The 22,312-nt window shown below is 71.2% G+C and carries 17 protein-coding genes; 10 read left to right on the forward strand and 7 right to left on the reverse strand.

The annotated features are described in order from the left end of the window. Positions 1-83 precede the first annotated feature (83 nt). The 3 genes from OHA11_RS34920 to OHA11_RS34930 are packed head-to-tail and all read right to left on the reverse strand — an operon-like array spanning position 84 to position 3,620. Positions 84-725: a TetR/AcrR family transcriptional regulator gene (locus OHA11_RS34920; protein WP_266503121.1), complete on the reverse strand. Its 642-nt coding sequence runs from the start codon at positions 723-725 to the stop codon at positions 84-86. Positions 726-736: 11 nt separating this feature from the next. Next, positions 737-2,833 carry a YhgE/Pip domain-containing protein gene (locus OHA11_RS34925; protein ID WP_266503123.1) on the reverse strand — a complete coding sequence of 699 codons (2,097 nt, stop codon included), beginning with the start codon at positions 2,831-2,833 and terminating at the stop codon, positions 737-739. After that, complete coding sequence (locus OHA11_RS34930) at positions 2,805-3,620, reverse strand: ATP-binding cassette domain-containing protein (protein ID WP_266503125.1); 816 nt, start codon at positions 3,618-3,620, stop codon at positions 2,805-2,807. The genes OHA11_RS34925 and OHA11_RS34930 overlap by 29 nt, the downstream gene beginning before the upstream one ends. Before the next feature lie 192 nt (positions 3,621-3,812). Between OHA11_RS34930 and OHA11_RS34935 the strand changes: the two genes are divergently transcribed. From OHA11_RS34935 to OHA11_RS34945, 3 genes are all read left to right on the forward strand, one after another. Beyond that, positions 3,813-4,388, forward strand: a complete 576-nt coding sequence (locus OHA11_RS34935; protein ID WP_266503127.1) for an SAV_6107 family HEPN domain-containing protein — start codon at positions 3,813-3,815, stop codon at positions 4,386-4,388. A 505-nt stretch (positions 4,389-4,893) separates the two neighbouring features. After that, on the forward strand, positions 4,894-5,721 hold the full coding sequence (locus OHA11_RS34940; protein WP_266503129.1) for a bifunctional 2-polyprenyl-6-hydroxyphenol methylase/3-demethylubiquinol 3-O-methyltransferase UbiG: 828 nt from the start codon (positions 4,894-4,896) through the stop codon (positions 5,719-5,721). Positions 5,722-6,010: 289 nt separating this feature from the next. Next, entirely contained in the window at positions 6,011-6,415 is a 405-nt protein-coding gene (locus OHA11_RS34945; protein ID WP_266503130.1) for a DUF3040 domain-containing protein, read from the forward strand. A 384-nt stretch (positions 6,416-6,799) separates the two neighbouring features. On the opposite strand, the gene OHA11_RS34950 is transcribed toward OHA11_RS34945, so the two are convergent. The 4 genes from OHA11_RS34950 to OHA11_RS34965 all read right to left on the reverse strand — a co-directional run bounded on the left by OHA11_RS34950 (position 6,800) and on the right by OHA11_RS34965 (position 12,357). Then, positions 6,800-9,220: a DUF3488 and transglutaminase-like domain-containing protein gene (locus OHA11_RS34950; protein ID WP_266503132.1), complete on the reverse strand. Its 2,421-nt coding sequence runs from the start codon at positions 9,218-9,220 to the stop codon at positions 6,800-6,802. Next, complete coding sequence (locus tag OHA11_RS34955) at positions 9,217-10,569, reverse strand: DUF58 domain-containing protein (protein ID WP_266503134.1); 1,353 nt, start codon at positions 10,567-10,569, stop codon at positions 9,217-9,219. Before OHA11_RS34955 ends, OHA11_RS34950 begins: the two co-directional genes overlap by 4 nt. Next, on the reverse strand, positions 10,569-11,606 hold the full coding sequence (locus OHA11_RS34960; RefSeq protein ID WP_266503135.1) for a MoxR family ATPase: 1,038 nt from the start codon (positions 11,604-11,606) through the stop codon (positions 10,569-10,571). The genes OHA11_RS34955 and OHA11_RS34960 overlap by 1 nt, the downstream gene beginning before the upstream one ends. A gap of 202 nt (positions 11,607-11,808) precedes the next feature. Then, the gene (locus OHA11_RS34965) at positions 11,809-12,357 is read right to left on the reverse strand and encodes a carbonic anhydrase (RefSeq protein ID WP_266503138.1); all 549 of its coding nucleotides are present in this window, start codon (positions 12,355-12,357) and stop codon (positions 11,809-11,811) included. Positions 12,358-12,785: 428 nt separating this feature from the next. Here OHA11_RS34965 and rsmH point away from each other — a divergent pair, with 428 nt between their 5' ends. From rsmH to murD, 7 genes are all read left to right on the forward strand, one after another. After that, complete coding sequence (gene rsmH, locus OHA11_RS34970; RefSeq protein WP_266503139.1) at positions 12,786-13,787, forward strand: 16S rRNA (cytosine(1402)-N(4))-methyltransferase RsmH; 1,002 nt, start codon at positions 12,786-12,788, stop codon at positions 13,785-13,787. A gap of 96 nt (positions 13,788-13,883) precedes the next feature. Beyond that, positions 13,884-14,489: a septum formation initiator family protein gene (locus OHA11_RS34975; protein WP_266503142.1), complete on the forward strand. Its 606-nt coding sequence runs from the start codon at positions 13,884-13,886 to the stop codon at positions 14,487-14,489. 5 nt (positions 14,490-14,494) lie between these two features. Then, entirely contained in the window at positions 14,495-16,444 is a 1,950-nt protein-coding gene (locus tag OHA11_RS34980; RefSeq protein ID WP_323186720.1) for a penicillin-binding protein 2, read from the forward strand. A 140-nt stretch (positions 16,445-16,584) separates the two neighbouring features. Further along, positions 16,585-18,273 (forward strand): UDP-N-acetylmuramoyl-L-alanyl-D-glutamate--2,6-diaminopimelate ligase, encoded by a 1,689-nt coding sequence (locus OHA11_RS34985; protein WP_266503145.1) that lies wholly within the window; start codon positions 16,585-16,587, stop codon positions 18,271-18,273. Between the two features lie 4 nt (positions 18,274-18,277). Beyond that, a complete protein-coding gene (gene murF / locus OHA11_RS34990; protein ID WP_266503147.1) occupies positions 18,278-19,687 on the forward strand; it encodes a UDP-N-acetylmuramoyl-tripeptide--D-alanyl-D-alanine ligase in 1,410 nt (469 codons plus the stop codon). Next, entirely contained in the window at positions 19,684-20,757 is a 1,074-nt protein-coding gene (gene mraY, locus OHA11_RS34995; protein ID WP_266507670.1) for a phospho-N-acetylmuramoyl-pentapeptide-transferase, read from the forward strand. The genes murF and mraY overlap by 4 nt, the downstream gene beginning before the upstream one ends. After that, the gene (gene murD / locus OHA11_RS35000; protein ID WP_266503148.1) at positions 20,739-22,187 is read left to right on the forward strand and encodes a UDP-N-acetylmuramoyl-L-alanine--D-glutamate ligase; all 1,449 of its coding nucleotides are present in this window, start codon (positions 20,739-20,741) and stop codon (positions 22,185-22,187) included. The genes mraY and murD overlap by 19 nt, the downstream gene beginning before the upstream one ends. Positions 22,188-22,312: the final 125 nt, after the last annotated feature.

A 22,312-nucleotide genomic window follows, 5' to 3' on the forward strand; every position in this document is an offset into this window, starting at 1 on the left:
GGCGTGGCCCGCGGGGGACGCGGCCACTTCGGACCGGCGCTTCACTTGTGCCCGATCACTTGTGCCCGATCACTTGTGCCTGATCACTTGTTTCCGAGCCGGTCCCCGCCGACCCTTCCCTGGAGCAGCCGGGACAGCGCCGCGTGAACGTCGTCCAGGGAGCGCTCCGACTGGAACGCCTGCCAGTCCAGGGCCGCCACCAGCACCATGCCGACCAGCGCCGACGCCGTGAGCGGGGTGTCGATCTCGTCGCTCAGCTCGCCGTTCGCGATCCCGGCGCGCAGGACGTCCTCGACGACCGCGACGGCCTCCTGACGGACCACCATCAGGGTGGACTGCCAGGCCCGGTTGGTGCGCCACAGCTCCGCCACGTACAGCTGCGTGAAGGCCGGGTAGCGGTCGATGAAGACGAGGCCCGCCCGGATCATCGCGTCCAGCGCGTCGACCTTGCTGCCGCCCTCCCGGTCGGTCCTCTCCGCCGCCTCCCGCAGGGAGGCGGTGAGGAGTCCCACTCCGTGCCGGAGCAGCTCTTCGAAGAGGACGGATTTGCTCGCGAAGTTGTAGTAGACCGTGCCCTTGGCCACTCCGGCACGGTCGGCGATCTCGTCCACCGTCGTGGCCGAGAAGCCCTGTTCCGCGATGAGCGTCACCGCCGCCTCGTAGAGCTTCTGCCGGGTCGCCTGTCTCCGGCCGCCACCGCTGTCCACCGTCCTGCTGCTTTCCATGGCCCCGATTGTCACAGGCTCAGCTCCGGGTGCAGTCGGTCGAGGGTCCAAACCTGCCGCTGCCGGGCGGACACCGCGGTGAGCGCGAGGGCGCCCGCCGTGAAGGCGGCGAGGACGGCGCACGCCTGCCAGACAGGCCCCAGGCCGCCGCCCGTGATGAGCCTCCTGAGGGCGTCGACGACGTAACTCATCGGCATGAAGGGGTGGATCGCGTTGAAGAAACCCGGGCTGGTCTGCACGGGGTACGTACCGCCCGCCGACGTCAGCTGCAGCATCAGGAAGGCGAGGACGAGGATCCGGCCGGCCGCTCCGAAGCGTGCGTTCAGCCACTGCACGATCGCCGCGAAGCAGGCCGTCACCAGGAACAGGAAACCCACCGTCCCGGCCGCCCGCGCCATCTCCAGACCGATTCCCCAGTGCAGTACGGACATCAGCGCGACCGTCTGGAGTGCCCCCAGAGCGGCCACCGGAAGCCAGCCCGCCACCGCGATGCGCCAGGCGGAGGAGCCCGCCGCGAGCGCGCGCCGGTTGAGCGGCGGGATCAGCATGTAGGCCACCATCGCGCCCACCCACAGGGAGAGCGGGATGAAGTACGGCGCGAAACCGGTGCCGTAGTTGGGCGCCTTGTGCAGGTCCTTCGAGGCGAGCTGTACGGGGTCGGCCATGACCTCCGTGCGCCGGTCGCGGTCTTTCTTGTCGTAGTCGGGGATCTGCCCCGCGCCGTCGTGCAGTCCGCCGGCGAGCTGTCCCGAGCCGTCGACGAGCTTGTACATGCCCCCTTCGAGGTCGCCCGCGCCCGCCCTGAGGTCGCCGACACCGGTGTCCAGGTCGGCCGCGCCGGACTTGGCCGTGCCGAGCCCCGTGTGCAGCGTCGTCGCCCCCTTGGCGACCTTTCCGGCCCCCTTGTTGAGCTCGTTGATCCTGGACACGGTCGTGGCGAGGTCCTCGGAGAGGTGCGGCGAGCGGTCGGCCAGCGCCTGGGCCTGCTTCTCCAGGGCGGCCAGGTGCCGGTCGAGCGTGTCCAGGTCGCCGTCCTGGCCGGCCACCAGCGTGCTGACGTCGTCGGCGGCCTTCGCCACGTCGGCGGCGGCCGCCTTCGCCTTCTTGAGTTCCGGGCAGGCCGCGTCGGGCAACGGCAGGCTCACACAGCGCGCCTTGTAGACGCCGTTCAGCGTGTCGGACGCCGTGTGGGCGCTCTTGGCGGCGGTCGGGGCCGCCTTCACCAGCGTGTCCAGGTTGCGGCGGATGGCCGAGGCGGAGTCCGCGACGAGCTGGGCCGTGTCGCCGATCTCCTTCTCGTTGCCCTTCAGGAAGGGCCCCACCTTGTCCGCGACGCCGTTGACCTTGTCCGCGAGCGCCTGCGTCCCCTCCGAGACCTGCCGCGAACCGTCCTCCAGGTCGCCCGCGCCCCGGTCGAGCTTCCTCAGCCCGGCGGAGAGCCTGCCGCTGCCCGCCTCCGCGTCCTTCAGGCCGTCCGCGAGGTCCTTCGAGCCCTTCTTGGCCTTCCCGATGCCGCCCGTGAGCGTGTCGGCCCCCTCGGCGGCCTTCTCGGTCTTTCCGTGGAGGTCGGAGAACGAGACGAAGATCTTGTCCAGGAACGACCGCGACGCCTTGGTCGAGGCGGCCGACCGCACCTCCGCGAAGACCGTCCGCGAGATCTGCCCGACGACATAGTTGTTCGCGTCGTTCGTACGCACCTGGAGAGCGCCCGTCTCCGGAGAGTCGCCCGAACTGGAGGCGATCTGCTCGCTGAAGTCGGACGGCATGGTCAGCGACAGGTAGTACCTGCCGTTCTCGACCCCGTCGCGTGCCTCGGCGGCGCTCACCTCGTGCCACTCGAAGGTCTTGCTCTCGCGCAGCCCCTTGGTGATCTCGTCGCCCATCACGATCTTCTTGACGGCCTTCTTGCCGGCCGTGGTAGCCCCCTCGTCGTCGTTCACGAGCGCCACGGGGATACGGTCGAGACGGCCGTACGGGTCCCAGAACGACCACAAGTAGAGGGCGCCGTACAGCAGGGGCAGCAGCAGGAGCGCGACCAGGGCCGCGCGCGGGAGCCTTCCCCTGCCGAAGCGCCTGAGTTCAAGCGCGGCCAGCTTCGGCGAGCGCATCCGCCGCCTCCTTGTCCTCGTGGTCGTGCCGGTCCTGCCGGTCCTTCTGGAGGTTCTGGACGTTCTGGGCTTCTCGTTCGGCCGGTCCGTCGGTGGGCCTCGTGGACACCACGACCGCGTCCTCGGGGGCCTCGCTGCACACCGCCACGACCGTGGTCCCGGTCTCGGTCAGGGAGCGCAACAGCGCCCAGACCTCGGCCCGTTCCGCCTCCGAGAGCTTCAGGTCGGTGTCGTCGATGCCCAGCAGCCGGGGGCGGCCGATCAGGGCGAGCGCGACGGAGAGACGCAGCGCTTCTACGCGTTCCAGGTCGCGCACCGCGGTCCGGGAACCCTTGGGCAGGGCCTCCCGGTCGAGCCCGGCGGCGGCCAGTGCGCCGTCGACGCGCAGTCGCGCCTCCGTCACCCGCTCCGCGCGGGGCCGTAGCAGCCCGCGCACGGAGCCGCCGAACCGCCGCTGGAGCAGGGCCCGTTCCCGCAGGTGCTCGGCGACGGACAGGGCGGGCTCCAGGTCGGTGACACCGGGCACGTGGGCCAGTGCGCTGAACCGGCGGACGGCCGCCATCCGCTTCGGCAACTCCGACTGACCGATCCGCGCGTACCCCTCAGTGGGCTTCATCCGCCCGGTGAGCGCGAGCAGCAGACACGTACGACCCGAGCCCGACGGACCCGCGATCGCGATCAGCGAGCCGGGCTCCGCGTCGACGCCGATTCCGCGGAACGCCCAACCGCGGGGCCCCTTGAGCCCCAAGTCCTCGGCCCTTACGCCGAGTCCGTGCGGACCGTCCACAACTTCCCCCGTCCTCCGAGTCCTTGAGCCGACCGGACTTTTGAACTGACTGGTCAGTGCAAAAGCTATCTCGAACCTGCGATCGAAGCAAAGGCCCAGGTCAGAACGGATTGTCAGTGGCATACCTCACGATGGGCACATACGGCACCTCCCGTCGGGATGTGCCGTCACACAGACGACAGGAGGTTCGTCATGGCCACCTACCACGCAGCCGCCGCCCGTCGGCGACACGCCACCGGCCCTGCCCCCTCACTGACCGGCCCGGCGAGCGACGTGCACCCCGTGCTCCGCCGGGCCACGGCCCCGCCCGCCGCCCTCGACCTGCTCGCCCAGGCCCGCGCCGGACTCGACGAGGCCGCTCTGCACGAAGCGCCGAACGATCGGTATGCGACCGCCCACCTCGCCGCCCTGCGCACCGCCGCCGCGGTACTCGCCGCCCGAGGACGGCCGGAGACCAGCGCGAGGCGCCGGGCCAAGATCCGGAGTGCCTGGGAAGTGCTCCCCGAGATAGCGCCCGAACTCGCCGAGTGGAGCGCGCTGTTCGCCGCCGGTGCCAGCCGTCGCGCCCGTGCGGAGGCCGGCATCCAAGGTGCGGCCAGCACCCGCGACGCCGACGACCTCCTGCGCGACGTGGCGATGTTCCTCCGCCTCGTCGAGCGCATGCTGGTGCTCCAGCCCGTCCTGCCGCAGCCACGGCAGGAAAGCGAGCAGAGGGCGCCGGACACGCAGGACGTGCGGGACGTGCCGGATGTACCGGACGCGGGATGAGCGGTGCCTTGGTCCTCTCCGGCCGGCCGTGTTGCCCGCGGTCGCCGGAGACGGCCTGCGGGGCCTGTGGCGGCTTGCAGAGGCCTGGGGGCGACGTGACGGCGTGCCCGCCGCTGCGGGTCGGGCGGGCGGGGGCGTCAGGGACGGCCCGGGCCGTCCCTGGGGCTCGCGTCCAGTGCGGCTCTCGTCCGGCATCGCTGTCGTCCGGCATGGCGGTTGTCCAAGATGACTGTCCGCCGTGGAGGCGATGCAGCCGATGCGGGCAATGCCGGCGGTGCGATCGGTGGGGTCGGTGCCGGGCAAGTCCGCAAGTCCGCCGGTTGGCCCGGCAGCGCGGGGCCGAGGGCGGGACCGCGTCCGGCGCGCGAGACGGAGGGCCGGTGACGGGGCGGGAGGCAATAGGGTTGGGGACGCCTGCATCTCCCCGGCGCCGGACAGGGCGGGGGAGGTATCCCCATCCCACCGCCGTACGCAAGGGCGGCGCCGTGCCGAGGAGTCAACTGCCGTGTCGGACCCGATGCGCCCGCCCGTCTCCCACCACCGCCCTCAACCGACGTCGCTGCGCTCCGACCCCTCTCGCCCCCGCGCTTCTCTCCGTACCGCCGTGGTCTGGGACGTCCTCAAGGACGCCCTCGACCGACGGGTCAAGGCCACGGGCCGGGAGTCGCTGGACGTCCTCGACACAGGAGGCGGCAGCGGCAACTTCGCGGTGCCCGTCGCCCGCCTCGGCCACCGCGTCACCGTCGTGGACCCCAGCCCGAACGCGCTGTTCGCGTTGGAGCGCCGGGCCGCCGAGGCCGGTGTCGCCGACCGCGTCCAGGGCGTCCAGGGCGACGCCCACGGCCTCTTCGACGTCGTCGAGCGCGGCGGCTACGACGTGGTCCTCTGCCACGGCGTACTCGAATACGTGGACGACCCGGCCGAGGGGATCCGCAACGTGGTCGGGGCGCTGCGCCCCGAGGGCGTGCTCAGCCTGCTCGCCGCCGGGATCGGCGGCGCGGTGCTCGCCCGCGCCCTCGCCGGCCACTTCACGGAGGCCCGCCAGGCCCTCAGTGACCCGGACGGCCGCTGGGGCGAGGGTGATCCCGTACCCCGGCGCTTCACAGCCGACCAACTCACCGATCTCGTCGAGCGCGCGGGCCTCGGTGTCGGTGCCGTGCACGGCGTACGGGTCTTCGCGGACCTGGTCCCCGGCGTCCTCGTGGACACCGAGCCGGGGGCCCTGGACGCCCTGCTCAAGCTGGAGGCCGCGGCTGCCGAACTCGCCGCCTTCCACTCCGTGGCGACGCAGCTCCATGTGCTCGGTGAGACGCGGGAGCCCACCGAGGCTTGAGCCGTCTCCCGTGAGGGAGCTGTGAAGGCGCGCCGCTGATCAGGGGCGCGACGGCAGATGGAGTACGCCACAGGCCACCCGATCGGGCTCGCGGAGCCGTATGATCGAGGGAGACCGTTCGGCATGACGGGCCGCTTGCTGGGGAATCTACGCCTCAGCGGATCGGAGCGCCATGGCGGGTTCCGGTTGGCGAATTGGCGCAGAGGGGCGGGTTTCACGGGGGCGATTCCCTGCCTATCCTGAAGGGGACCCCCGGTCGCCCCGGCGACTGCACGATGAGGAGGACGCCGTGCCGCTCTCGGAGCACGAGCAGCGAATGCTCGAGCAGATGGAGCGAGCGCTGTACGCCGAAGATCCCAAGTTCGCGACAGCGCTTGAGGGAAGCGGGCTGCGTACGTATACCCGGCGACGGGTCTACCAGGCGGTCGCGGGCTTCCTGGTGGGTATCGCGCTCCTCATGGCCGGAATGGTCGCAGTACAGATCTGGTTGAGCGTGGTGGGTTTTCTCGTCATGCTGGGCTGTGCGGTGCTCGCCGTCACCGGTTGGCGCAAGGCCCCCAAGCCGGGCGAACAGCCCGCCGCGGGTGCGCCAGGTGCTCCGCAGACCCGCCATCAGGGTCGGCAGCGGCGCTCCATGATGGATCGCATCGAACAGCGCTGGCAGAAGCGCCGTGACGAACAAGGCGGCCAATAGCCTCCGGGCCCGGCCGACAAACGTACGCACGTAAGGGGTGACCACCACGAGGTGGCCGCCCCTTCAGCGTGCCCGGCCGCGTCTTCGCCCTGATCCGCCGGAGAGGCTCCAGGACTGACTCAGGGCCCGGACTCCGCTCACTGGGCCAGGGCTCGGGCTCCAGTCCCTCAGCCCCTCAGTCACTCAGTCACTCAGTCACTGAGCCAGGAACCCGGCCCTCGCCCCGCTCGCCGAGCCTGGAACGGAAGCCGCACAGGGAAGCCGGAAGCAGCGAAGCCGGAAGCCGGGAAGCCGGAAGCCGGGAAGCCAGAAGGGGGCGCCCACCCGACCCGGGCAGGCGTCCCCTTCCTGCTTCCTACCTCCGGCTTCCCGAGCCGGGCGGCCTCAGCCGCTGCTCTGCCCGGACGGGCGTCCCGACGGTCCCGACGGGCGGCGCAGGGCCGCCGTCAAGCGGGCCGTGGCCCGGGACTTCAGCGCGATCCAGCCGTCGGACATCGCCCACGCCACCCGTACGGCCGAGCGCGGTGCGAAGAGCGCGCGCAGGCGCGTGCCGCGGTTGACCGTGGCGTGCAGGCCAGCGGTCATGCGGCGTACGTCATCGGCGAAACCCGCGGTCGGCCGCGGACGTGGCGCGTACAGGACCTGCTCCACCGCGTCGGCGATCCGGTGGACCGAGGCCGCGGCCTCCGGATCGAGGTGCCCGATGCGGACGATCCGTGCAGCCGCCTTGCGGGGCGTCTGGGAGTCGTCCGGCGCGATACCGAAGTCCCACGCCGTATCGGTCACCTCGTGCCAGGCCGCCAGGGTGGCTGCCGCGGCGTCCTCCTCGGTGCGCCCGTGCGAGCCGAGCCGCACGGACCTGGCCCGCATCCGCCACAGCATCGGCAGCAGCGGCACCGCGAGCACAGCGAGTCCGGCCAGGGCGAACCCGAGGATCATGAACCACGGCGGTCCGTCGTCCGTCGCTCCGAACGCGGCCTGCGGAGACTCGCTGCCGCAGGGCTGCTCCAGCTTCTTCTCGGCCGCCGTGCAGCTCTCGCTGGTCGACGGCTCGGTGGACGGCGCCGCGGACGAGGAGCGCGAGGGGAGGTCCGGGTCGGGGACCGTGGCGCCCGGCGTGTCCGTGCGGGTGTACTCCGGAACCGAGCCCCGGTTCGGGGTCGGCTCGAAGCGGGTCCAGCCCACGCCCTCGAAGTACAGCTCGGGCCAGGCGTGCGCGTCCCGCAGCCCCACCGAGTTCGTACCGTCGGCCTGCGGCGAGCCCGGTGTGAAGCCCACCGCGACGCGGGCGGGGATGCCCAGCGTGCGGGCCATCGAGGCCATCGCGAAGGAGAAGTGGACGCAGAAGCCCTCCTTGTCCCTCAGGAACCGCGCTATCGCCTGGGACCCGCTGCCGACCTGCACCTCCGTGTCGTAGGTGAAGCCGCCCTCCAGCGCGAACCAGTCCTGGAGTTTCACCGCGCGCTCGTAGTTGTTGGCCGCGCCGTCCGTGACCTCGCGTGCCGTCTTCGACACCACCGGAGGCAGCGACCCGGGCACCTTGGTGAACTCGCGCTTCAACGCCGCGGGCGCCTCCGGCGCGTTGGCCAGCTGCTCCGCGGTCGGCTGCACGATCAGGCTCTTGACCGTGTACTCAATGCCGCGCGTGGTCTGCCCGTGGTCGCCGACGAGCGTGCGGCCGATGGGCTCGTAGCGCCACTTGCCGCCGAGCCCCACCGCACTGGCGGGGTAGGGCATGGGCAGCCAGTCCTGCGCGTACCAGTCCGCCGCGGAGATCCTCGTCTGGATCTCGGTGCGCTGGACGTCGTCACCGAGGCCCGGCGGCGTCGGGAACGACCCCGGAACGTCCTGGACATGGCGCTTGGCCGGCTTCCACGCCGTGCCGTCGAACTCGTCGAGCGAGACGATCCGCAGGTAGAGGTCCTGCGTGTCCTCGGAGTTGGTGCGGTACGACATGACCTGGCGGTCCTCGTCCACGTTCAGACTGTCGCGGAGCGAGACCAGCGGGTTCACCGCGGAGATCGTGCCGCCACTGCCGGAGCCCGTGCCGACGCCGGCCCCGGTGCCGTCCAACAGCCCGCCGTCGAGCGCGGGCAGGGCGAGCGGCACCACCAGGGCGATACCGAGCGCGACGGCGCCGATGCGCCGCCCCGTGCGGATCGGCGCGACCGCGCCCGGCGAGGAATCCACGCCCGGAGTCCGCGGGCCGCCGCCGAAGACCCGGCCCCACTGCGAGAGCCGGTCACGTCCCTCGGCCAGCAGCAGCACCAGATAGCCGACCGCCGCCAGCAGGAACCACAGCCAGCCGGCGCCACCGCCCTCCGAGAGGCCCGCGGCGACCGAGTACAGCGCGAGCAGCGGCAGTCCGGCCGGGGCCGCGCTGCGGAACGTCACCGCGAGCGCGTCCACCGCGAGCCCGATCAGCACGACTCCGCCGACCAGCATCAGCCGGATACCGGGCGACAGCGGCGCCGGGATCGAGTACCGCCCGACGTCGTCACCGCCGGCCTGCAGCAGCTCCCCGAAGTGCCGGAACGCCTCCGGACCCGGCACGAGCCCGAAAATGGCCTGCTCGCGGGCGAAGAACAGCGTCAGCAGCGTCAGGGTCACGAGCGCCTGTACGGCGACCGTCACCGCCCGTGCCAGCGGCACCCGCCGGGTCGCCGCGCCCACCCCGGTCTGCACCGCGAGCAGGAACGCCGCCTGAAGGACCCAGGTCGCCGGACTGACCAGCGGCAGCAGCGCGGTGGCCGACATCAGGGTCGCCGCCGCGGCGCACAGCGCGAGTCGCGCGCGCCCGCTCATGAGCCACCGCCTCCTGCCGTACTGCCCGTCGACGCGGCCCCGTTGCGCTGCCGGTCCGCCTCCCGCCACAGGTCGGCCAGGCTCGTGCCCGGCTGGACGGCAAGGGCGGTCCAGCCCGCCTCGCGCAGCATTCGAAGCCGCTCCTCGCTCTGTTCGTCGGCGGCGCCGTGCACCCACACCTCACTGTCCAGCAGGAAGGCCACGGCCCCGCCGCTGCGCTGGCGCATCTTGGCGAGCACCGTCGCCTGCTCCTCGTCCAGGTCGCCGAGGAAGGCCACCAACAGCCCCTCGTTCCCACCCCGCAGCACGTCGTAAGCCCGTGACAGGCCCGTACCGTCGGAGTGGTCGATCACCGCGAGGGTGTCCATCATCAGCCCGGCGGCGTCCGCGGACTCCTGGCTGGCTCCGGCGAATCCGTCGGCGCCCTCACCGGGCACCGAGGTGCCGGTGTCGGTCAGCAGCCGGACCGAAAAGCCCCGCTCCAGCATGTGCACCAGGGTGGACGCCGTGCCCGACACCGCCCATTCGAAGGCCGAGTCGGGGCCCGCGCCGTCGAAGGCGATGCCCCGGGTGTCGAGGAGCACCGTGCAGCGGGACCGCTGCGGCTGCTCCTCGCGGCGCACCATCAACTCGCCGTAGCGCGCGGTCAGACGCCAGTGGACCCGGCGCAGATCGTCGCCGTAGCGGTACCCGCGAGGTATCACGTCGTCCTCGCCGGCCAGGGCCAGCGAGCGCTGCCGCCCCTCCCCGTACCCCTTCGCCTCGCCCGTCAGCCGCACCGGAGGCAGCGCCTCCACGCGCGGGACGACCGTCAGGGTGTCGTACGTCGAGAAGGAGCGGGTCAGTTCGCACATCCCGAACGGGTCGCTGAGCCGCAGCTGCAAGGGGCCCAGCGGGTAGCGGCCGCGCAGGTCCGAGCGCACGCGGTAGGACACCTCGCGCCGGCCGCCCGCCTCGACCCGGTCCAGTACGAACCGGGGCCGGGGCCCCAGCACGTACGGCACCCGGTCCTGGAGCATCAGCAGACCGGTGGGCAGCCGCGAGACGTTGTCCATCCGCAGATGGACCCGGGCCTCGGACCCCGAGGGCACCCGCCCTGGAGAGAGCCGGCGGCTGCCGGCGACCCGGTAACGCGTGCGGTACAGCACCGTCGCGCAGACCAGCGGCAGCACGGCCAGCAGCAGCCCGACCCGGAGCAGATCGCTCTGCCCCAGGACGTACGCGCAGATGGCGGCCGCGATGCCGGCGGCCAGGAAGGACCGCCCGCGCGTGGTGAGACCGGCGAGTGCCGTACGCAGCCCGCCCTTGTCCTCCTCGGCCTGCGCCGTCGGCATCCCCCCGGTGGTCATCACAGCCTCCGGGGCGGCTGCTGGCCGAAGGCGGACGAACCCCGGCCCATTCCCAGACCGCTCGGCGACTGGGGCGCCGCGGGCACGGCCGTGCGCTGGAGGATCTCCAGGACGACCTGCTCGGCCGTACGACGGTTCAGCTGTGCCTGGGCCGTGGGCAGCAGCCGGTGGGCCAGGACCGCCACCGCGAGGGCCTGGACGTCGTCCGGCAGCGCGTAGTCCCGGCCGCTGAGAGCGGCGGACGCCTTCGCCGCGCGCAACAGATGCAGCGTGGCACGCGGCGAGGCGCCGAGTCTCAGGTCCGGGTGGCTGCGGGTGGCGGCGACCAGGTCCACGGCGTACCGCCGCACCGGGTCGGCGACGTGGACCGTGCGGACCGCGTCGATGAGCTTCACGATCTCGTGCGCGTGCGCCACCGGCTGGAGGTCGTCCAGCGGGGACACACCGCCGTGGACGTCCAGCATCTGCAGCTCGGCCTCCGCGCTGGGATAGCCGATGGAGACCCGGGCCATGAAGCGGTCGCGCTGCGCCTCCGGCAGCGGGTAGGTGCCCTCCATCTCGACCGGGTTCTGCGTCGCCACCACCATGAACGGGCTGGGCAGCTCGTAGGTCGTGCCGTCGATGGTGACCTGGCGCTCCTCCATGGATTCCAGGAGCGCGGACTGTGTCTTGGGCGACGCGCGGTTGATCTCGTCGCCGATCACGATCTGCGCGAAGATCGCGCCCGGTTTGAACTCGAAATCCCTGTTCTGCTGATCCCAGATGGACACGCCTGTGATGTCCGAGGGCAGCAGGTCGGGCGTGAACTGAATACGCCGCACTGAGCAGTCGATGGACCGCGCCAGTGCTTTGGCCAGCATGGTCTTGCCCACGCCGGGGACATCTTCGATCAGAAGATGCCCCTCCGCGAGCAGTACGGTCAGCGAAAGCCGCACGACCTCAGGCTTGCCCTCGATCACTTCCTCCACCGAACTGCGGATTCTCTCCACAGTGGCGGTCAGATCTGTAAGGCTCGCTCGATCGTCATAGGTCGTCACCCGGCCCTCCTCGGCCCGTTCTTTCCCGGGCCGACGCTCTGCGATGCGGACCGGCCCACCCCGAAACACGGGCACCACGCGAGTCGTTCCGCGTGACGCCACACCCGCATTCTTGTTGCCGTTACCGGTTCGTGTCACTCGCCTGTGGATAACTGGCCGCGATATGTCTCTTCCTGCGGCCTTTGGCCGGGTCCAACTGGCGTCAGGTGGGGTCTATCTCACGCAGCAGGCCCGTCTTCACATCGAACACGAAACCACGTACGTCGCCCGTGTGCAGAAGGAATGGAGAGGTGCGCACCCGCTGCATGGACTGCCGCACGTCCTGTTCGACGTCCCGGAAGGCCTCCACCGCCCAGGCGGGGCGCTGGCCGACCTCCATCTCCAGCTCGTGCCGGAAGTCCTCGGTGAGGGACTCCAGGCCGCAACCGGTGTGATGGATCAGCACCACGCTGCGGGTGCCGAGGGCGCGCTGGCTGATGGTGAGGGAGCGGATCACGTCGTCGGTGACCACGCCGCCCGCGTTGCGGATGGTGTGGCAGTCGCCGAGCTCCAGGCCCAGCGCGTCGTGCAGGTCGAGGCGGGCGTCCATGCAGGCCACGACGGCGACCTGGAGGACGGGGCGGGCGTCCATGCCGGGGTCGGTGAACGCGGCGGCGTACCGTTCGTTGGCTTCGACGAGACGGTCGGTGACGGTGCCGTCGTCGGATATGGCGCCTTCGGAGTCTGTGGGAACGGATGCGGAGGTCGTCATATCCATGACGGTAGTGGTCACACGCCGTTCGGGCCTGCTGTGAGAGGGGACAAAGAACATCAATGAGCGTTGTTGTGAGGTAACCCACAAGGGTGGATCAACTGCACCCGTATGGGTGGAAAATCCCGGTTTGCCGCTTCATCCCGGGCGTGAGCCGCGACGCGCAGGCCGGTTCATTGACCGCGAGACACCGTGGACTAAAGTGACGCGAAGCGGGAGGCGGTTGCTCTCCCTGCTGGACTGCTATCCCCCGGAGGACCGGTGACATGCCGGGATCTCCCCACGTGCGCGGCGCGTACGTACGGCTCGGCCTCCTCCCGCTCCCGGTCGGCTGACGCTTCCGGCGCCGGCAGTCCCTCCCCTTCACGGAGCGGGCGGGGACCCGGCGGTGCGTACCGGCGCGCCGGACCTGAGAGGGCCCAGATTCAATGGGGCGCGAAGCGCATTCGAACAAGGGTGGTGGTGGGCGACGGGAGGGACAGACTCGACATGTCCCGGTGATGCTCCAGCGGTGCCTGGACATGTTGGCGCCCGCACTGGAGCGCCCCGGAGCGGTCGTCGTGGACTGCACTCTCGGCCTCGGCGGCCACAGTGAGGCCCTGCTCGCCCGGTTCCCCGAGGTCCGCCTCGTCGCCCTCGACCGCGACAAGGAGGCGCTGCGTCTCTCCGGAGACCGGCTCGCCCCGTTCGGTGACCGGGCCACCCTGGTGCACGCGGTCTACGACGAACTCCCCGACGTGCTCGACCGCCTGGACCTCCCGCGCGTCCAGGGCGTCCTCTTCGACCTCGGCGTCTCCTCCATGCAGCTCGACGAGGCCGACCGCGGCTTCGCGTACGCCCAGGACGCCCCCCTCGACATGCGCATGGACCAGTCGGCGGGCATGAGCGCGGCCGAGGTCCTCAACACCTACCCGCCGGGCGAGCTCGTACGGATCCTCAGGGCGTACGGCGAGGAGAAGCAGGCCAAGCGGATCGTGTCCGCGGTCGTGCGCGAGCGCGAGAAGGAGCCCTTCAGCAGCAGCGCGCGGCTCGTCGAGCTGATCCGCGACGCCCTGCCGCAGGCCGCAAAGCGCACCGGCGGCAACCCCGCCAAGCGCACCTTCCAGGCCCTGCGTATCGAGGTCAACGGCGAACTCACCGTCCTGGAGAGGGCGATCCCCGCCGCCGTGAAGACGCTCGCCGTCGGCGGCCGGATCGCCGTGCTGTCCTACCACTCCCTGGAGGACCGGCTGGTCAAGCAGGTGTTCGCCGCGGGAGCCGCCAACACCGCACCGCCCGGACTGCCGGTCGTCCCCGAGCGCTACCAGCCCCGGCTCAAGCTGCTGACGCGAGGTGCCGAACTCCCCTCCGAGGAAGAGGTCGCCGAGAACCGGCGGGCCGCCCCGGCGCGGCTGCGAGGGGCGCAGCGCATCAGGGAGGACGCCGAGTGACGGAAGGGTGTGTGAGTTGGACAACCGAACTCACTGGACGCGTGGGTCGCAAGGCCGGCCCCCTCGGTCGAAAGCCCCAGCTCACCGGGAGGGTGAGTGAGTAGGAAACCCGAACTGAAGGGAAGGGCGGCCCGACTCGCGCGACTCTTCCCGTCGGGCCCCGGACAGGCCGCCCGTACACCCTTCGTACTCCTGGTCGTGCTCTTGCTCGGCGGCGGCCTGATCGGACTCCTGGTGCTGAACTCCGCGCTCAGCGCGGGGGCGTTCCAGCTCGACGACCTCCAGAGGGACACCAAGAGCCTCACCGACGAGGAGCAGGCGCTCCAGCGGGACGTGGACGCCTACTCCGCCCCCGACGCCCTCCAGCGCCGCGCCCGCGAGCTGGGCATGGTGCCCGGCGGCGACCCGGCCTTCCTCAACCCCGACGGCAGCGTCCGCGGCGTCCCCAGCGCGGCCGCCGAGCAGTCGTCCGTGTCCGTCCCGGTGATCCGCCCGCCCGACGTGCTCCTCCCCGCGTCGGCTCCGACGCCCACCGAGACCCAGGCGGCCGGCGGGCCCGGTACACCCGCCGAGCCCTCGACGCCCGCCGAGGCCCAGCCGCCCACAGAGCCCGCCGCGCCCGCCGCGCCCACCACGACGCCGGGGCAGGTCACGGAGCCGTCCCCGCAGCCCACGCAGCCCGCTACGAATCCCGGCAGGTGACGGAAGTGTCCGACAGGGAACCCCCGCGCCGCCGGGTGCCCCCGCCCGCCCGGCCCGTACGTCCCGGCGGCCAGCGGCAGCCGGGGCCGGGCGCCCGGCCCGTCCGCCGTCCGGCCTCGTCCGGGGCTCAGGGCCCGCGCGTCATCCGCCTCGGCAGCCCCCGTCCGCGGCTGCGCATGGTCAGCCTCGCCCTGTCCCTCGTACTGCTCGCCTTCGTCGTCCGGCTCCTCCAGGTGCAGGCGGTCGACGCGAGCGAGTACACGGCCAAGGCCGAGAAGAACCGGTACCTCAGCCGCACCCTGGCCGCCGAGCGCGGCGGGATCACCGACCGCAACGGCGTCGACCTCGCGATCAGCGTGGACGCCAACGACATCACCGCCGACCCCACGCTGTTCACGCGGAAGGCGACGAAGACCGACGACGCCCCCGAGCAGGCCGCCGCCCTGCTCGGCCCGATCCTCGACAAGGACCCCGAAGAACTCGCCGAGAAGCTCCGCACCAAGAACACCCGGTACGTCCTGCTCGCCCGGCGCCAGACCCCCCAGGTCTGGACGCAGATCAAGGACCTGAAGAGCACGCTCGCCGACAAGGCGGGCGAGGGCGGGACGGCGAACATCCTGGCGGGCGTCCTCCAGGAGCCCAGCACCAAGCGGGTCTATCCGAACGGCGACCTCGGCGCCGGAATACTGGGCTGGGTCAACGCCGACGGCAAGGGCGGCGGCGGCATCGAGCAGCAGCTCAACAACGACCTGTCGGGCAAGGACGGCGAGATCCGCTACGCCCAGTCCGGCGGCCGTCAGGTACCGACCGCGGGCTCCACCGAGAAGCCCGCCGTGGCCGGTTCCGAGGTCGAGCTGACCATCGACCGCGACATCCAGTGGGCCGCCCAGAACGCCATCACCGAGCAGGTGAAGGAGTCCAAGGCGGACCGCGGGTACGTCATAGTGCAGGACAACAGGACCGGCGAGATCCTCGCCATGGCGAACTCGCCCGGCTTCGATCCGAACGACCTCTCCGAGGCCGACGGGAACGCCCTGCACAACTGGGGCCTCGAAGACGCCTACGAGCCCGGCTCGACCGCCAAGGTCATGTCGATGGCCGCCGTCCTGGAGGAGAACGCCGCCACGCCGACGACGCACGTGACCGTGCCGAACCGGCTGGCCCGCGGCGACCGGCTCTTCCGTGACGACATCGACCACCGGACCTGGTACCTGACGCTCAACGGCGTGCTCGCCAAGTCCAGCAACATCGGCACCATCCTGGCGACCGGCCAGCTGGGCAAGACGCAGCAGGAGGCCAACCAGGTCCTCTACTCGTATCTGCGCAGGTTCGGCATCGGCGGCTACACCGGGCTCGGCTTCCCCGGCGAGACCAAGGGCATCCTCGCGCCCGCCGACCAGTGGTCGACCTCCCAGCAGTACACGATTCCTTTCGGCCAGGGCGTGTCGATCAACGCGATGCAGGCGGCCTCCGTCTACTCGACGATCGCCAACGGCGGCGTACGCGTCGAACCGACACTGGTCCGCGGCACGAAGGGCCCCGACGGGAGCTTCACCCCGGCGGCCAAGCCCAAGAAGACAAGAGTCGTCAGCGAGAAAACGGCGAAGACCCTGGCACAGATGCTGGAGTCTGTCGTGGACGACCGGGAGGGTACGGGCGCCAAGGCGCGCATTCCCGGCTACCGCGTCGCGGGCAAGACGGGCACGGCCAACCGTGTGGATCCGGCCACCGGCCACTACCGCGGTTATACCTCCTCCTTCGCCGGATTCGCGCCCGCGGACAACCCCCGGGTCACCGTCTACTGCGCGATCCAGAACGCCACCAAGGGAAGCTACTTCGGCGGCCAGATCTGCGGGCCCGTCTACAAGGAGGTCCTGGAGTTCGCCCTGAAAACCCTCCAGGTGCCGCCCACCGGGGCCCCGGCCGCCAGGCTTCCCGTCACCTTCACACCATGAACCACCATGGATCAGCCCGAATCGGCCCAAATCGGCCCGAACAACTCTGAACCAGCCTGAATCAGCGCCGGCCAGGCACTGATCCGCACCGACCGGAACCCCCTGCTCCAGCACCCGTGATCACCGACCAGGAACAGCTCGTGACAACGACCACGCCCGACCCCGGGAACCACGGTTCGCCGCACACCACGCCGCGCCCCTCGCTTCGCTCCGGCGGGGGTGTGCCCGGTACGCTCACCGCCGTGCCACACGCTGATCAGTCCCAAACCACCCAGAAGGGCGTTCCTGTGACGTATCCGGGGCCGCCGCGACCGGCTCAGAACTCCGCCACACCCCTCGCGGAGCTCGTGGCGGCAGTCGCCGATCAGTTGGCGGCCCCGGCGCCGCAGGGGGCGCAGAGCGCCACCGAGGTCACGGGCATCACCCATGACTCGCGCGCCGTGCGCCCCGGCGACCTGTACGCCGCGCTGCCCGGTGCCCGGATGCACGGCGCCGACTTCGTGACGCAGGCGGCCGGCCTCGGCGCCGTCGCCGTGCTGACCGATCCGACGGGCGCCGAGCGCGCGGCGGCCACCGGTCTGCCGGTCCTCGTCGTCGACGACCCGCGTGGACGGATGGGCGAGCTGGCCGCCTCGATCTACGGACACCCCGGCCGCGACCTGCTCCAGATCGGCATCACCGGCACGTCCGGCAAGACCACGACGGCGTACCTCGTCGAGGGCGGTCTGAAGACGGTCCGCAACACCGGCCTGATCGGCACGGTGGAGATGCGCATCGGCGACGAGCGCATCAAGTCGGAGCGCACGACGCCCGAAGCCACCGACCTCCAGGCGCTGTTCGCCGTCATGCGCGAGCGCGGCGTCGACGCGGTCGCCATGGAGGTCTCCAGCCACGCGCTGGTCCTCGGCCGCGTCGACGGCTGTGTCTTCGACGTCGCGGTCTTCAACAACCTCAGCCCGGAACACATGGAGTTCCACTCCGACATGGAGGACTACTTCCGGGCCAAGGCGCAGCTGTTCACGCCGAAACGCAGTCGGCTCGGCGTGGTCAACCTCGACGACGAGTACGGACGCAGGCTCACCGAGGAAGCCACGGTCCCCGTGGTGACCTTCTCCGCGGAGGGCCACCCGGACGCCGACTGGCGCGCCGAGGAGGTCCAGGTCGGCCCGATGGACTCGGTCTTCGTCGCGGTCGGCCCCAAGGGCGAGCGCATCACCGCCAAGTCGCCGCTCGCCGGCCCCTTCAACGTCGCCAACACGCTCGCCGCGATCGTCTCCCTCGCCGCCGCCGGGCTCGACCCGCAGACCGCCGCGGACGGCATCGCCGCCGTACCGGGCGTGCCGGGCCGGCTGGAGCGGGTGGACGTCGGCCAGCCGTACCTCGCGGTCGTCGACTACGCCCACAAGACGGACGCCGTCGAATCGGTGCTGCGCGCCCTGCGCAAGGTCACCGAGGGCAGGCTGCACATCGTGCTCGGCTGCGGCGGCGACCGGGACAAGACCAAGCGGATGCCCATGGGCGCCGCCGCGGCGCGGCTCGCCGACACCGCCGTACTGACATCGGACAACCCCCGCTCGGAAGACCCCCTCTCGATCCTCGCCACGATGCTCGCGGGCGCCGCCGAAGTACCGGCGCACGAGCGCGGAGAGGTCCAGGTCTTCGAGGACCGGGCCGCCGCGATCGCCGCGGCCGTCGCCCGCGCGCAGCCGGGCGACACGGTGCTGGTCGCGGGCAAGGGCCACGAGCAGGGCCAGGACATCGCCGGAGTGGTCCGTCCCTTCGACGACCGCCAGGTGCTTCGCGAAGCTATCCAGAAGACCCAGGGATGAACTTGTGATCGCCCTCTCTCTCGCCGAGATCGCAGCAGCTGTCGGCGGGCAGACGTACGACATACCGGATCCGGCGGTACAGGTAACCGGACCGGTCGTTATCGACTCCCGCCAGGTGAAGGACGGCGGCCTGTTCGCAGCCTTCGTCGGGGAACGTGTGGACGGCCACGACTACGCGCAGCGGGCCGTCGAGGCGGGCGCGGTCGCCGTGTTGGCGCAGCGCCCCGTAGGCGTGCCCGCGATCGTCGTGGACGACGTGCAGACGGCCCTCGGCGCCCTCGCGCGCTCCGTCGTGGAGCGGACGGGGGCGACCCTCGTCGCGCTCACCGGCTCGGCGGGCAAGACGAGCACCAAGGACCTGATCGCCCAGGTGCTGAACCGCAAGGCACCCACCGTGTGGCCGGAAGGCAACCTCAACAACGAGATCGGCCTCCCGGTGACCGCCCTGCGGGTCACCGAGGAGACGCGGTTCCTCGTCCTGGAGATGGGCGCCCGCCGCATCGGCCACATCCGCTACCTCACGGATCTGACGCCCCCGAAGGTCGGCGTCGTCCTGAACGTCGGCACCGCCCACATCGGCGAGTTCGGCGGCCGCGAACAAATCGCCCAGGCCAAGGGTGAGTTGGTGGAGTGCCTGCCCCCGGCGGACGAAGGCGGCATCGCGGTCCTGAACGCCGACGATCCTCTCGTACGGGCCATGACCTCGCGCACGAAAGCACGCGTGATCCTCTTCGGAGAGTCCGGCGAAGCGGACGTACGGGCCGAGAACGTACGGCTCACCGGGAGCGGACAGCCTTCGTTCAGTCTCCACACACCCTCCGGGTGCAGCGACGTGACCATGCGCCTGTACGGTGAGCACCACGTGTCGAACGCGCTCGCCGCGGCCGCCGTCGCCCATGAGCTGGGCATGTCCGCAGACGAGATCGCCACCGCGCTCTCCGAGGCGGACGCCCTCTCCCGCTGGCGGATGGAGGTCACCGAGCGCCCGGACGGCGTGACGGTCGTCAACGACGCCTACAACGCGAACCCCGAGTCCATGCGAGCCGCCCTGCGCGCGCTCGTGGCCATGGGCAAGGGGCGGCGGACCTGGGCGGTGCTCGGTCAGATGGCCGAGCTCGGGGACGAGGCGCTCGCCGAGCACGACGCGCTCGGACGGCTCGCCGTCCGGCTCAACGTCAGCAAGCTCGTCGCGGTCGGGGGCAGGGAAGCGTCCTGGCTGCAACTGGGCGCATATAACGAGGGTTCGTGGGGTGAGGAGTCGGTGCACGTGTCCGACGCACAGGCGGCGATCGACCTGTTGCGCAGTCAACTGCGCCCGGGAGACGTCGTACTCGTGAAGGCGTCAAGGGCGGTCGGCCTGGAGCGCATCGCGCAGGCGCTGGTCGAGGGCACCGAGGGTGAGGTTGCCGTCTGATGAATCAGATCCTCTTCGCGGGAGTCATCGGCCTCTTCCTGACCCTCATCGGCACCCCGCTGCTGATTAAGCTGCTGGCCAGCAAGGGCTACGGCCAGTACATCCGTGACGACGGCCCGCGCGAGCACCACGCCAAGCGCGGTACGCCGACGATGGGCGGTATCGCCTTCATCCTGGCCACGCTCCTGGCGTACTTCTTCAGCAAGGTGATCACCGGCAAACCGCCGACGTTCTCCGGAGTGCTGGTGCTCGGCCTGATGACGGGCATGGGCCTGGTCGGCTTCCTCGACGACTACATCAAGATCGTCAAGCGGCGGTCGCTCGGTCTGCGGGCCAAGGCGAAGATGGCCGGGCAGCTGATCGTCGGTATCTCCTTCGCGGTGCTCTCGCTGCAGTTCGCGGACAACCTCAACAACACCCCGGCCTCCACCAGGCTCTCCTTCGTGCAGGACTTCGGCTGGTCCATCGGCCCGGTGCTGTTCGTGGTCTGGGCGCTGTTCATGATCCTCGCGATGTCGAACGGCGTGAACCTGACGGACGGTCTGGACGGCCTCGCCACCGGTGCCTCCGTGATGGTCTTCGGCGCCTACACGTTCATCGGCGTCTGGCAGTTCCAGGAGTCCTGCGCCAACGCGCAGACCCTCGCCAACCCGGCCGCCTGCTACGAGGTACGGGATCCACTGGACCTCGCCGTCGTCGCCGCTGCCCTGATGGGCGCCTGCTTCGGCTTCCTGTGGTGGAACACCTCGCCCGCCAAGATCTTCATGGGCGACACCGGTTCGCTGGCCCTCGGCGGCGCGCTCGCCGGACTCGCGATCTGCTCCCGCACCGAGCTGCTGGTCGCGCTGCTCGGCGGCCTCTTCGTCCTCATCACCATGTCGGTCGTGATCCAGGTCGGCTCGTTCCGCCTCACCGGCAAGCGCGTCTTCCGGATGGCACCCCTCCAGCACCACTTCGAACTCAAGGGGTGGTCCGAGGTCCTTGTGGTGGTCCGCTTCTGGATCATCCAGGGCATGTGCGTGATCGTCGGACTCGGCCTCTTCTACGCGGGATGGGCAGCCGAGAAGTGACGACCGCGTCCGACTGGCAGGGCATGAACATCACCGTCGCCGGTCTCGGCGTGAGCGGCATCAGCGCCGCCCGCGCCCTGGCCGGCCTCGGCGCGTCGGTCACCGTCGTCGACGGGGGCTCCTCCGAGGCGCACCGGGAGAAGGCCGCAGCCCTTGAGGAGCACGGCATTTCGGTACGCCTCGCGGACGCCGAGACGCTTCCCGAGGGCACCGACCTGGTGGTCACCTCACCGGGCTGGAAGCCGGGCAGTCCCCTCTTCCTGGCCGCCGCCGAGGCGGGCGTGGACGTCGTCGGCGACGTGGAGATCGCCTGGCGTCTGCGCGGCCCCGATGCCGCCCCCTGGCTCGCCGTCACGGGCACCAACGGCAAGACCACCACGACGCAGATGCTCGCCTCGATCCTCGGCGCCGCGGGCCTTCGTACGGCCGCCGTGGGCAACATCGGCACTCCGATCATCGACGTGGTCCAGGAGAGCGACGAGGCGTACCGCGATCTCGACGTACTGGCCGTCGAGCTGTCCAGCTACCAGCTCCACTGGGCGCCCTCCGTGCGCCCCCACTCCGCCGTCGTCCTGAACCTCGCCCCGGACCACCTCGACTGGCACGGCTCGATGGAGGCCTACGCCGCCGACAAGGGCCGCGTCTACGAGGGCAATCGGGTCGCCTGCGTCTACAACGTCGCCGACAAGGCCACCGAGGACCTGGTGCGCGGGGCGGACGTCGAGGAGGGCTGCCGGGCCGTCGGCTTCACGCTCGGCACCCCGGGCCCGTCCCAACTCGGCGTCGTGGACGGCATCCTGGTCGACCGCGCCTTCGTCGAGGACCGGCACAAGAAGGCCCAGGAACTCGCGGAGATCGCGGACGTCCATCCGCCCGCCCCGCACAACATCGCCAACGCCCTTGCGGCGGCGGCCCTGGCCCGCGCCTTCGGAGTGCCCGCCGCGGCCGTACGGGACGGACTGCGGGCCTTCAGGCCCGACGCCCACCGCATCCAGCACGTGGCCGACGTGGACGGGGTCGCCTACATCGACGACTCCAAGGCCACCAACACGCATGCGGCGGAAGCCTCGTTGGCGGCGTACGAGTCGATCGTGTGGATCGCGGGCGGGCTCGCCAAGGGCGCGACCTTCGACGAACTGGTCGCCAAGTCGGCAAAGCGACTGCGGGGCGTCGTCCTGTTCGGCGCCGACCGGGCCCTCATCAGGGAAGCGCTCGCGCGACACGCGCCGGAGGTACCGGTCGTCGACCTCGACCGGACCGACACTGGGGCGATGCTCGCGGCTGTCCGGGAGGCGACGCGGCTCGCCCGCGCCGGCGATACGGTGCTCATGGCTCCGGCCTGTGCCTCCATGGACATGTTCGCCAACTACAACCAGCGCGGCGACCTGTTCGCGGAGGCGGTCCGCGAACTCGGCGCCGCGAGCGCCTGACGGCGGATCCGAGCCGCTCCAGAGCGCTCGGAACCCTTGGGAGGGACGCGTGACGCCATCGTGGTCGGTGCTTCGCATGCGGCTTACGGCCGGTGGCGGTCCGCCACCGCCCCGCGGAGAGCCCC

It is taken from the genome of Streptomyces sp. NBC_00878 (assembly GCF_026341515.1).
Taxonomy (GTDB): domain Bacteria; phylum Actinomycetota; class Actinomycetes; order Streptomycetales; family Streptomycetaceae; genus Streptomyces.